This window comes from Moritella sp. 24 (genome assembly GCF_018219155.1).
Lineage (GTDB): Bacteria > Pseudomonadota > Gammaproteobacteria > Enterobacterales > Moritellaceae > Moritella.
The window spans coordinates 3605158-3619278 of record NZ_CP056123.1 but is presented as its reverse complement, the minus strand read 5'-3'; the positions used below and the strand labels follow the sequence as shown (position 1 = coordinate 3619278).

11 protein-coding genes are annotated in these 14121 nt (G+C 40.0%); 5 read left to right on the top strand and 6 right to left on the bottom strand.

All coding sequences use genetic code 11. From position 1 onward, the window contains the following. The first annotated feature begins 9 nt into the window (after nucleotides 1-9). On the top strand, nucleotides 10-1632 hold the full coding sequence (locus HWV00_RS16115) for a mechanosensitive ion channel family protein (RefSeq protein WP_211682924.1): 1623 nt from the start codon (nucleotides 10-12) through the stop codon (nucleotides 1630-1632). Nucleotides 1633-1711: 79 nt separating this feature from the next. On the opposite strand, the gene HWV00_RS16110 is transcribed toward HWV00_RS16115, so the two are convergent. Both HWV00_RS16110 and pabB read right to left on the bottom strand, forming a co-directional pair. Beyond that, nucleotides 1712-2281, bottom strand: a complete 570-nt coding sequence (locus tag HWV00_RS16110; RefSeq protein WP_211682922.1) for a CoA pyrophosphatase — start codon at nucleotides 2279-2281, stop codon at nucleotides 1712-1714. Between the two features lie 82 nt (nucleotides 2282-2363). After that, on the bottom strand, nucleotides 2364-3767 hold the full coding sequence (pabB, locus tag HWV00_RS16105) for an aminodeoxychorismate synthase component I (RefSeq protein WP_211682919.1): 1404 nt from the start codon (nucleotides 3765-3767) through the stop codon (nucleotides 2364-2366). Nucleotides 3768-4051: 284 nt separating this feature from the next. Between pabB and HWV00_RS16100 the strand changes: the two genes are divergently transcribed. The 3 genes from HWV00_RS16100 (at nucleotide 4052) to HWV00_RS16090 (ending at nucleotide 8888) form a co-directional block, all read left to right on the top strand. After that, the gene (locus tag HWV00_RS16100) at nucleotides 4052-5560 is read left to right on the top strand and encodes a fumarate hydratase (RefSeq protein ID WP_198437065.1); all 1509 of its coding nucleotides are present in this window, start codon (nucleotides 4052-4054) and stop codon (nucleotides 5558-5560) included. Nucleotides 5561-5866: 306 nt separating this feature from the next. Further along, nucleotides 5867-6514, top strand: a complete 648-nt coding sequence (locus HWV00_RS16095) for a TetR/AcrR family transcriptional regulator (protein WP_211682917.1) — start codon at nucleotides 5867-5869, stop codon at nucleotides 6512-6514. A gap of 85 nt (nucleotides 6515-6599) precedes the next feature. Beyond that, nucleotides 6600-8888 (top strand): acyl-CoA dehydrogenase, encoded by a 2289-nt coding sequence (locus HWV00_RS16090; protein WP_211682915.1) that lies wholly within the window; start codon nucleotides 6600-6602, stop codon nucleotides 8886-8888. A gap of 168 nt (nucleotides 8889-9056) precedes the next feature. Here HWV00_RS16090 and pyk read toward each other — a convergent pair whose 3' ends face one another. Further along, nucleotides 9057-10493, bottom strand: a complete 1437-nt coding sequence (gene pyk / locus HWV00_RS16085) for a pyruvate kinase (protein ID WP_211682913.1) — start codon at nucleotides 10491-10493, stop codon at nucleotides 9057-9059. Between the two features lie 193 nt (nucleotides 10494-10686). Continuing rightward, nucleotides 10687-11535 carry a MurR/RpiR family transcriptional regulator gene (locus HWV00_RS16080; protein WP_198437069.1) on the bottom strand — a complete coding sequence of 283 codons (849 nt, stop codon included), beginning with the start codon at nucleotides 11533-11535 and terminating at the stop codon, nucleotides 10687-10689. A gap of 369 nt (nucleotides 11536-11904) precedes the next feature. On the opposite strand from HWV00_RS16080, the gene HWV00_RS16075 reads away from it, so the two are divergent. Continuing rightward, nucleotides 11905-13272 (top strand): L-serine ammonia-lyase, encoded by a 1368-nt coding sequence (locus HWV00_RS16075; RefSeq protein ID WP_211682912.1) that lies wholly within the window; start codon nucleotides 11905-11907, stop codon nucleotides 13270-13272. A 28-nt stretch (nucleotides 13273-13300) separates the two neighbouring features. Here the strand turns inward: HWV00_RS16075 and HWV00_RS16070 are convergent, their stop codons facing one another. Beyond that, nucleotides 13301-13729: a flagella synthesis protein FlgN gene (locus HWV00_RS16070; RefSeq protein WP_211682910.1), complete on the bottom strand. Its 429-nt coding sequence runs from the start codon at nucleotides 13727-13729 to the stop codon at nucleotides 13301-13303. A 19-nt stretch (nucleotides 13730-13748) separates the two neighbouring features. Next, a complete protein-coding gene (flgM, locus tag HWV00_RS16065; RefSeq protein WP_211682908.1) occupies nucleotides 13749-14063 on the bottom strand; it encodes a flagellar biosynthesis anti-sigma factor FlgM in 315 nt (104 codons plus the stop codon). Nucleotides 14064-14121 lie beyond the last annotated feature (58 nt).

The window sequence follows — 14121 nt, the reverse complement described above, 5'->3', positions numbered from 1 at the left end:
GGATTAATTATGCGAGTCATCGTTTTATTGTGTTTGTTATTAGTGTCTAACCTTTCTCTGGCACAAATATCATCACCCCAAATAGAAAAACTCAATCAGCTTGATAAAGAAATATCAGTACTGTATAGCGAGTCTCAAGCAATGACAGGCTCTGCTAAAGACGTTGTACGATTACAATTACTTAATAAAAACGATGCGTTACGAGACGTCATTCAAGGCTTAATTGATCAGCGTACTGAGGGTTCTGATGACGTTTTGTTGAAACAAGTGAATCAACAAGTTAAATTTATTTCTGATGCATCGAATTATCTTTTAAATAAGATTACGATCATTGAAAAAAAATTAGAGACAGAAACCAATGAAGGTAAATTATTAGCACAGAAGTCACTTGATGAATCTCGTCGTTTTTCGACGCGCTTACTCAGTGACCAATGGGTCAACTACCAGTGGTTGAAATTATTAGATCAGCCGGTACCACTGAAAGAAAAAGCGTTGATTAGCGATATTGAACACCGTCTTGAGTTTATGTCGGCATCGTTAACGTTTGATCACCAGCAAGAAACAGCATTAAGTAAGCAGCTTAAAGAGGCGACTGAAGGCGAGAAAACTGCAATCCAGCTGGAACATATTCTTGCAGAACGTAAAGTAACGAATGATATTACTACGTTAAAATTTCTTGTCGCCCTTGCGGATAAAATGGCATTAGATACGACGCAATATAAGCAGCAATTGTTTGAAGCGACAGGGACGTTAACGGATGAGTTATTAAATGTTGATCTTATCTTATCTATTATCTCGACTTGGGGCGAGGGTACGGGTCAGTGGCTGGCGGATAATGCGCCGGAATTATTATTCAAAGTACTTATTTTTGCTTTCATCATTTTGATGTTCCGCTGGTTTAAAAAGCTAACACGTAGAATGGTTAAAAAGGCCGTTTCTTCTCCTAATCTACAATTATCTCGATTGATACAAGATTTCTTTATATCGATGTCGGGTAATATCGTGTTTGCGATTGGTTTACTTATCGCATTATCACAGATTGGTGTTGATTTAACGCCGATATTAACCGGTTTTGGTGTTGCGGGTTTAGTCATCGGTTTTGCACTACAAGATACCTTATCTAACTTTGCTTCTGGCATGATGTTATTAATCTATCGCCCATTTGATGAAGGTGATTTTGTTGAAGCTGGTGGTGTATCCGGTAAAGTGGCACACATGAGCTTAGTGAATACCACGATTAAAACGTTTGATAACCAAGTGATCATTGTACCGAACAGTAAGATTTGGGGCGATATTATTAAGAACGTTACACATGAACGTGTACGCCGTGTTGATATGGTATTTGGTATTGGTTATAGCGATGATATAGCGTTAGCTGAAACAGTACTGGCTGATATTGTGCACTCGCATGCTGCAGTATTAAAAAATCCAGAAACGATTATCAAATTGCATACGCTTAATACATCATCGGTTGATTTCATTGTTCGCCCTTGGGTGAAAACGGAAGATTACTGGGATGTGTATTGGGATATCACACGGGAAGTGAAAATTCGTTTTGATAAAGAAGGTTTGTCTATTCCATTCCCACAACAAGATGTGCATTTACACATGGTTGATAAAGCGGCTGAGTAGTTTATAGCATTCATAGAATAACAGTGCGTCTAACGAGTAAAATAGTGTAGGCGCATTTTTTTATGTGAAAGGTTAACTTTTAATTCGAACGAATATGTTTAGAAAAATCTTTAATAATAGCCGCTGTTGTACCCCAAATCGGATATTTCCCCCAAGGCATAAACGTCACTTCACGGTACTTACCCTTAAATAAACTTTTTTCGATAATATGATTATCATCATCAAGTAAAAACGATAAGGGGACTTCAAAAATTTCATCCACTTCGTTCGGATCTATTTTTGATTGATAATCACCATCGACTAAGGCAACGACAGGTGTGACATAATAACGACTAATTGTGGGTCTGCTGGGTAATGTGCCAAGCACCGTTATTTTGTTGGCTGGAATACCTATTTCTTCATGGGTTTCACGTAATGCCGTTGCAATCGAGGAGCTATCTGTTTTTTCTGTTTTGCCGCCCGGCAAGGCTATTTGGCCACTGTGGTGACGCAGATGTGACGCTCGGCGAGTGAGAATGAGGTTCAGTTGGTGTTCTCGTTCAACAATCGGAAATAGCACGGCCGCAGGTGTAAATATTTTTGTTAATTTACTGATTGGCTCAGTACTGGGTGACAGTACAAAACGTGAAGTTAAAGAATTAATATCCATATGCGTCCCTGCAACTCATGATGTTGAAACTACGTGCTTCAACGGATGTATGACTATATAACTAAAGTACTGGATGACTAATTTAAAGTATAGGTAATATTTTGGCTAATTTATCAAATGTTTCTTGATATTCCTCTTCAGCTACCGAGTCAGCGACAATACCACCGCCAGCCCAGCAGTATATTTCCCCGTTATCACACAGTAATGTGCGGATGGTAATACTCGTATCCATATGCCCGTGCGCGGATAAATAGCCGATGCTACCGCAATAGAGTGAACGGCGGTGTGGTTCTAACTCTTCAATAATTTGCATCGCACGAATTTTTGGTGCGCCCGTAATTGAGCCTCCAGGGAAGCTGGCGCGTAATAATTCGCTTGGTTTTTTATCATCTGGCAATTTTCCGGTAATGGTACTAACGAGATGATGCACTGCAGGAAAACTTTCGACATCAAATAATTTAGGTACGCTAACCGAACCCGGTACCGCCACTTTACCAATATCATTACGCAGTAAATCAACAATCATTAAGTTTTCAGCACGGTCTTTGTCGGCATTCTGTAAGGCTTTTGCATTAGCACGGTCAATGATTGGATCTTGACTACGTGGGCGTGTGCCTTTAATTGGCTTAGTTTCAATCGTGCCATCTTTAACTTGAATAAAACGCTCTGGAGAAATAGACAATACCGCTTGGTTTTCAAGGCGCATGAATACAGAAAAAGGAGCTTTATTATGCTGACTTAAAGTGCAATAAGCTTGCCACTCATCACCTCTATATTGGTTGTTAAAGCGCTGTGCTAGATTGATTTGATAGCAATCACCTGCGGATAAGTACGCTTGAATTTGATGAAATTTACTGTGGTACTGCTGTTCTGACATGTTCGACTGCCAGCTATTTTGTAATTCAAAATGCGTTGATGATGGACTCATTGCTGCATTTTGTAACTCTTCACCAACACTACATTCTTTTAGCCATTTGTGACGTGTTTGCCAAGCTTGTTCGGCGTTGTCACTAAATTGTACTTGCCATGCTTGCTGTTGCTTAATATCAATGACAATCGCCCAATCATATAAGCCTACAGCCATATCGGGGAAGTGCAGGTCATTATTCGCAATACTGGCAATGTTCTCGATATTACGGCCGAGGTCATAACCAAAATAACCCAGTGCACCAGCAATAAACGGCAGTTCGACATTAAGCTTATGTTGCTCTATATCACCAATTAACGTCTGATTTAGGTTCTGTAATACCGTAAATGAATCTGTGTTAGTGACAGTTTTTCCACTTGCTTGGTTAACGGTCGTTTGATTGTCTTCAGTAACGATAGTCGCAATGGGGTCTGCAACGATGATATGGAATTGACTATCAATGTGATCAACGGATCCTGACTCAAGTAAAATTGACCAAGGGGCATGACTTAGCGGGGCAAAAAAGGAATGAATGCCATTGCTAGGAAAGGCGATTGGTTTTATTACAAGTGATTTCATTAGTACAGCAGATCCCTAAATTTTGATGCGCGGAGGTTATCACAAATAGCCGAATTAATCTTGATTGATATAAGGGTTAAATATAAAACCTGTTGCTGTAAAGTTGTGCTTCTGTTGTTACTTTGTATCTGTTTAGTTCAGTTTTTAGTGGAGAGAAGTGATCAGCAAAGGTATGATATAGGCAACATATCTTATTGTTAACTATTTTAAAGCCGCTCTATGGCTTTGAAGATGATAAATATAATAATTAGTTAACACAGTGAGTAAGCAAAAGGGAGTTGACCATGAGTACAGTTATCCGTAAAGCGGACTTTATCGACAGTATTGCAGATTCACTACAATACATTTCATATTACCATCCGCTTGATTTTATCCAAGCAATGGAAAAAGCCTACAACGCAGAAAAAAGCCAAGCCGCTAAAGATGCGATTGCGCAGATTTTAATTAATTCTCGTATGTCAGCGGAAGGTAAACGTCCAATCTGTCAAGACACGGGTATTGTGACTTGTTTCGTTAAAATTGGCATGAATGTGCAGTGGGAAACAGATCAAACTGTACAAGAAATGGTTGATGAAGGTATTCGTCGTGGTTACGCTTTCGAAGGTAATCCATTACGTGCATCTATTGTTGCAGATCCTGCGGGCGCACGTAAAAATACCAAAGATAATACACCGGGTGTTGTTCACGTAGAAATGGTACCAGGCGCGAAAGTTGAAGTGATGATCGCAGCGAAAGGCGGCGGTTCTGAAAACAAAAGTAAGATGGTGATGTTAAATCCATCTGATGATGTTGCCGCGTGGATTGAGAAAACAGTACCGACGATGGGTGCAGGTTGGTGTCCACCGGGTATGCTTGGTATAGGCATTGGCGGTACGGCAGAAAAAGCAGCAGTAATGGCAAAAGAGTCATTAATGGAACCTGTTGACATCCATGAACTGATGGAACGTGGTGCTGAAACGACAGATGAAAAAATGCGTTTAGATATTTTTGATCGTGTTAATAAACTTGGTATTGGCGCGCAAGGCCTAGGTGGCATGGCAACAGTATTGGATATTAAGATAAAATCTTGCCCAACACATGCAGCATCAAAACCTGTTGTGATGATCCCTAACTGTGCCGCGACACGCCATACCCACTTTACACTTGACGGTTCTGGCCCTGCTGAATTGCATGTGCCTAAATTAGAAGACTGGCCTGAAGTGACATGGGAAGTAAGCGATAGTGTTCGCCGTGTTAACGTAAATGACATTAAACCAGAGTCAGTACTGGAATGGAAAACAGGCGAAACTGTTCTATTATCAGGCAAGATTTTAACGGGTCGTGACGCGGCTCATAAGCGTATTAAAGACATGTTAGATAAAGGCGAAGGCCTACCAGAAGGCGTAGACTTTACTAATCGCTTTATCTATTACGTAGGTCCAGTTGATGCTGTGGGTGATGAAGTTGTAGGCCCAGCTGGTCCAACAACTGCAACACGTATGGATAAATTTACCGATACTATGTTAGAACAGACTGGTTTATTAGGCATGATTGGTAAATCTGAACGTGGTCCTGCAACGGTTGAAAGTATCAAGAAGCATAAAGCTGTTTATTTAATGGCTGTTGGTGGTGCAGCATACCTTGTATCTAAAGCAATTAAGAAGTCTCGTGTTGTTGCATTTGCTGACTTAGGTATGGAAGCAATCTACGAATTTGATGTTGTAGATATGCCAATGACTGTTGCTGTCGATACGAATGGTGTATCTGCGCATGTTGAAGGTCCAGCAATCTGGAAAATAAAACTGAATGAGTAATAACGTAGTCACTCGTTAGTGTTTTAAAAACTGTTCGAATATAAATAAAGCGTCAACTTAGGTTGGCGCTTTATTCATTTTAACAGTGCTATATTTGAGGGAGTAGGTGGTAAATATCGGCGCTCGTGTTTATCGCTAACCCCCTTACTGTAGCTACCCACTAATGGGTGTTTTTAATTTTGTGTTCGTAGAAAAATGCGAACTAGGACAACTTCAATACATTTGTTTCAAACATTTGTTTACATTGTATTGACATTTCGTCCGTCAGAACGTAATTTTAAAACGTTCGTTTAAAAAGGGTTAATTATGGTTAGTAAGTTGGATACAAAAACTCGCATTCTCGATGCAGCCGAAAGCTTGTTCGCTGAACACGGGTTTTCTGATACTTCTTTACGCTTGATAACTACACGAGCAAGTGTGAATTTGGCATCGGTTAATTATCATTTTGGTTCTAAGAAAGAATTGATTCAAGCGGTCATCGCTCGACATCTCGAACTCTTCATGCCCCTACTGAATGAGAAGTTAACAGCCTTGTGTACACAAGCTGAAAAACCATCGTTGTTAGATGTGTTTAACAGTTTTGTTGATCCGCTATTAGCGTTAGAGCAACAAAGTAAAAATGGTACCGTGATCTTTATGCAATTGCTTGGTCGCAGCTACACCGATGAGCAAGGGCATTTACGTTGGTATACCACTACGCATTACGGTGAAGTCTTAGCCAACATAACTAAGGCTTTATTGAAAGCGAACCCAGCATTGTCATCGCAAGAATTGTTCTGGCGATTACATTTTACCTTGGGTACTGCAGTATTTACGATGGGTTCAAGTGGCGCATTGATGGATATTGCAAAAGCAGATTTTAATCAAGATATTGATGTCGAGGGGCTAATTCGTAAAGTGATCCCTTATTTGGCATCAGGAATGAATACCTCAACAGAAACTACAAGCATGTAGATGCAATTTAGCTATTTGGATGTTGTTCATACAGCTCCAAAGTTGTAAATACAGCATCAAAATAGTGAAACAAAAGGAAATAGTTATGAGCGCAATGAGTGAGTTTAGAAAAAATAATATCACAGCACCATTATTTAAAGTGTTTAAGAAGATCTTGCCACCGCTTTCACAAACAGAGCAGGAAGCAATGGAATCTGGTAGTGTTTGGTGGGATGGTGATTTATTCGCAGGTAGCCCTGATTGGAATAAAATGCTTAGCTACCCAACACCTAAGTTAAGTAAAGATGAACAAAGCTTCATTGATAACGAACTTAAAACATTAATGGGCATGCTGGATGATTATAAAATCGTTCATGAAGATCGTGATTTACCAAAACCAGTTTGGGATTTCATTAAATCAAACGGCTTCTTTGCGCTTATCATTCCAAAAGAATACGGCGGTAAAGCATTCTCTGCTTACGCTAACTCAACAATTGTAACAACGATTGCAACGCGTAGTTTATCTACTGCGGTAACAGTAATGGTACCTAACTCATTAGGTCCTGGCGAATTACTTGCACATTACGGTACACAAGCAGAAAAAGATCGTTGGTTACCAGGTCTAGCAAACGGTACTGAAGTACCATGTTTCGCATTGACGGGTCCTGAAGCGGGTTCTGATGCTGGTGGTATTCCAGATATGGGTCGCGTTGTTAAAGAAGAATTTGAAGGTAAAGAAACGTTAGGTATCCGCGTATCGTGGAGCAAACGTTATATTACACTTGCACCTGTAGCTACTGTACTTGGTCTTGCATTTAAACTACAAGATCCGGATGCGCTACTTGGTGATACTGTTGATATCGGTATTACGTGTGCGTTGATCCCAACATCACATAAAGGTGTTGAAATCGGTGACCGTCACTTCCCAATGGGTCTAGCATTCATGAATGGTACGACTTACGGTGATGATGTATTCATTCCTCTTGATTGGGTTATCGGTGGTGCTGACCAAGTTGGTAAAGGCTGGCGTATGCTGGTTGAATGTTTATCTGCTGGTCGTGGTATTTCTTTACCTGCACTGGGTACTGCATGTGGTCACTTAACTGCACGTATGACAGGTGCTTATTCATACGTACGTAAACAGTTCGGTTTATCAATTGGTAAATTTGAAGGTGTACAAGAGTCACTTGCACGTATTGGTGGTTTAACTTACCAACTTGAAGCTGCGCGTAAATTTACAACTGGTGCGCTAGATTTAGGTCAGAGTCCTGCGATTGTTACGGCAATCTCTAAATACCACATGACTGAAATGGCACGTACAGTTATTGATGATGCGCTTGATATTCAAGCGGGTAGTGGTATCCAATGTGGTCCTAAAAACTACCTAGCACACGCTTATTGGGGTATCCCAGTTGCAATTACGGTTGAGGGTGCAAACATCCTTACACGTAACCTAATGATCTTCGGTCAAGGTGCAACACGTTGTCACCCATATGTACTAGGTGAATTACAAGCTGCTGCTAATCCAAATGAAAAAGAAGGTCTTGATCAATTTGATGACCTATTACTAAAACATATTGCGTTTGGTGCTAAAAACTTCTTTGGTGCACTAGGTCAAGGTCTAACGGGCGGTCTATTAAACTCTGCACCTGTATCTGGTCCTACGAAGAAATACTACAAGCAACTTACGCGTATGAGTAAAGCATTAGCACTGTGTGCTGACGTATCTATGCTTGTTCTTGGTGGTGATTTGAAACGTCGTGAAATGATTTCTGCACGTTTAGGTGATGTACTAAGTAACTTGTACCTTGCATCTGCAACGTTGAAACATTTTGAAGAACAAGGTCGTCAAGCTGAAGATTTACCTATGTTATCTTGGGCTATCGAACGTAACTTGTTTGAAATCGGTAAAGCGTTTACTGGTTTCTTCCAGAACTTCGGTAACAAAGGTATTGCTGGTACATTGAAAACAGTTGTATTCCCATTCGGTATCAACTACAAAATGCCTGAAGATGATACAGCGAAAGCAATTTGTGAAGTACTACTTAAACCAAGCGAAGCGCGTGACCGTCTAACGCACCTTTGTTATGTTGGTGATGAGACAGATGCAAACACTGCAATTTACGACATGGAATCTGCATTCCAAGCAATGTATAAAGCACAGCCTATCGAGAAGAAAATCGCGATTGCTGCATCTAAAGGTACAATTCCACGTAAACTTGCTGCAAAAGTTGCTGCACCACTTGCTGTTGAAAAAGGCATCATTACACAAGTTGAAGCTGATGAACTACTAGCAGCTGATGAACTACGTTTTGCTGCGATTAACGTTGACTCATTCACTCCAGAAGAGTTTGCGGGTATTTCAAAAGTAACAAAAAACGATAAAGTTGCTTAATCTCACGATTAACAGTGAATTAAAAGTCTAGCCTGCGGGTTAGATTTTTAATAAATAAAGCATAAAAAAACCGAGGCTATTTATAGTAGCCTCGGTTTTTTTATGCCTGTATTTTACTTTCCGTACAAGACAGAAGGAAACAGGTCTTGTCTATGTAGATAAATAGACTTATTTGATTGTTAGGATTTTGCTGGTGTTTGTTGAACCAACAGTATCCATTTTATCACCTAGCGTTAGCAGGATGATGTCACCCGCTTTAACTTGGCCAGTTTCTTTTAATACAGCGTAAGCGCCTTCAACAATCTGTTCTTGCGATAAGCCTTCAGTATTAAACTGTAGTGGTGTAACACCACGGTATAGTGCTGTTGCGTTTAGTGTCTTCTGGTGCGGAGACAATGAGAAAATTGGTAAACCAGAACTAATACGTGACATTAATAATGGTGTCGTACCTGACTCACTCAATGCCACGATTGCTTTTACACCGTTCAGGTGATTTGCAGCGTACATAGTAGACATTGCGATTGTTTCTTCGATTGAATCGAATGTGTAATCAATACGGTGGTTTGATACATTTACGCTTGGGTGTGTTTCTGCGCCTAAACATACTTCAGCCATCGCTTTTACTGTCTCTACTGGGAAATCACCAGCAGCAGTCTCTGCAGACAGCATTACTGCATCTGTACCATCAAGTACCGCATTCGCCACGTCCATCACTTCTGCACGTGTTGGCATTGGGCTTGTGATCATTGATTCCATCATTTGCGTAGCAGTGATCACAACACGGTTATATTTGCGTGATAAGTTGATAAGCGATTTTTGAACACCAACAAGTGCCGCATCACCAATTTCAACACCTAAGTCACCACGGGCAACCATGATTGCATCAGAAGCTAAGATGATTTCTTTCATTGTTCCTTTAGTTGCTACGGTTTCTGCACGTTCTACTTTTGCACAAATTTTTGCATTTGAACCAGCTGCACGAACAAGTTCACGCGCGTAATTGATATCAGCACCGTTACGTGGGAAAGAGACGGCAACAAAATCAACGTCAATTTTTGCCGCTGTAATAATGTCTGCTTTGTCTTTGTCTGTTAGTGCTTCAGCAGATAGACCACCGCCTTGCTTGTTGATACCTTTATTATTTGATAGCGGACCGGCTACTGTTACTTCAGTGTGGATCTGCTGACCGTTAATTTCGATTACTTTTAATTGTACGCGACCATCGTCAAGTAGCAGTACATCGCCAGGGAAAACATCACTTGCTAGCTCTGGGTAATCGATACTTACGCATTCGTTATTACCGGCTGTTTTATCAAATGTTGCATCTAGGCAGAATTTATCACCTAAGTTTAAGTGAATTTTACCGTCTGTAAATTTAGATACGCGAATTTTAGGACCTTGTAAGTCACCTAAGATAGCCACGTGTTTGTTATGTTTTTTTGCAATGGCACGTACATCTTCTGCACGCTTGATATGGTCTTCAGGGTTACCATGAGAAAAGTTCATGCGAACCATGTTAGCACCAGCAAGAATAATTTTTTCGAGGTTATTATCACGATCTGTTGCTGGACCTAAGGTGGTTACAATTTTAGTACGACGTAACATGATGACTCCATATGAGTAATGAGATGATTTGTTTTAATTATTTATTATAGGTGTTTTTATTTATGTTAAATTTTGTCAAACAAAGGCCAACTTTCCATTATCTTAGTATGCAAAGGCTTGGTTACCGTAGTGTGACAAAAATAAAAAGAGCGATAGTAGAAATAAAAATGGCCACATTATGTGGCCATTTTTATTAATCTATTTTGTTAAAGCGCGAATCTTTGATTGCTGATTTCACTTTTTTCAAGTTTTCTCGGAATTTGTCTCCGCGGCGTAATGTGAAGCCTGTTGCTAATACGTCAACAAGTACTAACTGTGCAACACGTGATGCCATTGGCATGTATACGTCTGTGTCTTCCATTACATCGAGAGAGATAACTAAGTTTGAATATTCTGCAAGCGGTGAGTTTTGAGCAGTGATACCAATCACGATCGCATCATTTTCACGTGCTAATTTAGCCACATCAACCATACTTTTAGTGCGACCAGTATGCGAGAACAATACAACAACAGAATCTTCAGTGCTGTTTATTACACTCATGCGTTGCATCATTATGTCATCAAAACAAATCACAGGTACGTTAAAGCGGAAAAACTTATTTTCAGCGTCACGAGCAACAGATGCTGAAGCACCTAAACCAAAGAATGAAATCTGTTTCGACTGGATAAGTAGGTCAACGGCTTTATTAATAACTTCAGGATCTAAACTGTTCTTTGCTGAATCTAAGTGCGCAATTGTCGTTTCAAATATTTTTTGTGTGTAAACTTCAGGACCATCATTTGCTTCTACGTTTCTGTTTACGTACGGCGTACCGTTAGCTAAGCTTTGTGCTAAGTGCAATTTGAAATCAGGGTAGCCTTTAGTATCTAAGCGACGACAAAAACGATTGACGGTCGGCTCACTTACGTCGGCAACTTTAGCTAGTGTCGCAATACTTGAATGAATAGCAGATTGCGGAGATTCTAGAATAACATCAGCGACCTTTTTTTCTGATTTACTGAATATTTCTAAATTTTGGATTATTTTTTCGAGCATACTCATGATATTTCCCTGGCAAGCTCCGCAGTGGGCGCATGATAAAGTAATGAAGGTTAATGCTAATTTATAGTGGCATTATAAACCTTGTTGGATATTTATTACGTCAATTATGTAAAAAATATGAAGTAAGTCGAACTATTATTACATTTATTACTTATTTTTAGCATCGTTTTAGCGTCATTTGTGACTTTATTACAGTTTACTTTGATCAAGTAGCATAAACATAATGCGAATTGCTAATTTAAAAGCAGAGAATATGTAGGTTTATAACTAATCATGGTCGTAATATTTTTTCAAATTAGTAATAAAATTGCATAAACAATCATGTGCTATACCTACAGTAAGCAATGTTCATTAATCAGGGAGTATTCTATGATCAGTACCTTTGATATGTTTAGTATTGGTATAGGGCCATCGAGCTCACATACCGTTGGCCCTATGCGTGCTGCATTTGATTTTTTACAACACCTTAAAGCGGAGGGCAACCATGACCCTATTTTGGGGATTAACACTGAATTGTTTGGCTCGTTAGGGCAAACGGGTATTGGGCATGCGAGTGATATCGCGGTGATCTTGGGGTTAGCAGGATATGAACCGGATAAAATAGATTCAGAGCAAGTGCCTTCAATATTAAAAGAGATAGACGAACAACAAGGGATCAATATTCATGGTGTTGGTTTTGTGCCTTTTAATCGCGCAGAGCACATCGTATTACACCACCGAAAAACGTTACCTTATCATAGTAATGCAATGACAATAACGGCACTCAGTAAAGATGCTATCGTCTTGACTAAAACCTACTATTCGATTGGTGGTGGCTTTATTCTTGACCATGAGCATATTGATAAACCGTTGGAAAAAAATGCTAAAATCCCGCCTAAATATAAATTTGATAGTGCCGACGAACTCCTTACCACTTGCCGCTTACATGGTTTATCGATTGCGAAGTTAATGTATGAAAATGAGCGACAATTAAATTCTGATGACGTGATTAATGAAAAATTATTAACATTACATCGTATTATGGTGGACTGTATTCATCGTGGTTGCCGTAATGAAGGTATCTTACCTGGTGGATTAAAGGTCCATCGCCGTGCACCTGGATTATTCAAAAAGTTACAGGCGCCAGATGCCAAGGATGATACGTTCCACGGTATGGATTTCGTTAATATGTACGCGATGGCTGTGAACGAAGAGAACGCCGCTGGCGGGCGAGTTGTGACGGCTCCGACAAATGGTGCTGCGGGTATAATTCCTGCGGTAATGTATTTTTATGATCAGTTCGTGAGTCCATTAACGGAAGATAAAATTAAAACCTATCTACTGACGTGTGCAGCCATTGGGACTCTATATAAGAAAAATGCATCTATTTCTGGCGCAGAAGTTGGTTGTCAGGGTGAAGTTGGTGTCGCTTGTTCGATGGCTGCTGCTGGGTTAACGGCAATAAGAGGTGGAACGTTAGACCAAGTTGAACATGCTGCCGAAATAGGTATGGAGCATAATTTGGGATTGACTTGTGATCCAGTGGCTGGCTTGGTTCAGATCCCCTGTATTGAGCGTAATGCGATTGGTGCTGTGAAAGCGATTAATGCGTCGCGTATGGCGCGCATGGGCAGTGGCGATCATAAGGTATCACTTGATCAAGTGATTAAGACCATGAAGGCGACAGGGGATGATATGAAAAATAAATATAAAGAGACGTCTAGAGGAGGATTAGCGATAAATGTAACGGTTTGTTAGTGATTAAACGTGCATTAAGCGCTGAATGTTATGATTTGAAGGTCATACCAAGGGTAGAAAATGATCCGCGAGTACGGCCTAATTTATCATAGGTTATATTGTTACGAGAGCGGCTACGAATAATGGTGTCGGTTAGTCGCTTGGTGTTGCGTAAATTGAGCTCAATCAGTTTACCGTTGACATCATTAAGCTCTTGGCACTCTCTGATATCAGCTTCAATTTGTTGTTTTTGCGATAGGTAGGTAGTCAGTAATTCTGCCGCATCTGTATGCTGGCCAATTTTTACATCGAGCTCGGCAATTTGCATTATTTTTTGTTGCTTATCTTGACTGAGCTTTTCTAGGGCTGTGACATTGCGTGACTCTAACGCTGATTTTTCAGCCGTTAATAGAGCCAATAATTGTTCTACATAAGATGTTTGTAGAACGAGTAATTCGGGCAATGTAGTCAATATCATCTGTATCTATAGCACTCGGTTAAGCAAGTAAGTTTTCGAAATTAGACATATTCTTTGCTAGCTTGTTAGCATCAACTTGATAGCTACCGTCAGCAATGGCTTTTTTCAAACTTTCTACTTTTGACTCGTTAACAGGCGTACCTTGAGCTAAATCATGTTCCATAGCGGTCAAACTTTTGGCTTGTGATGTAATATTAACCGAGTCACTTTGCGCTGTACGTTGCGGTGAAGTTTGAGCTACATTACCAGTTTGAACACTGGTTTTTTGCTGCGTACTTCTTGCTTGATCAAGCTGGTGACTACGATTATTTAAATTGGTTAAATTTATGGCCATTCTTCTACCTATTGATTTGTAAACAGGTGTACTAAAAGATTATCGACTTATAACAATA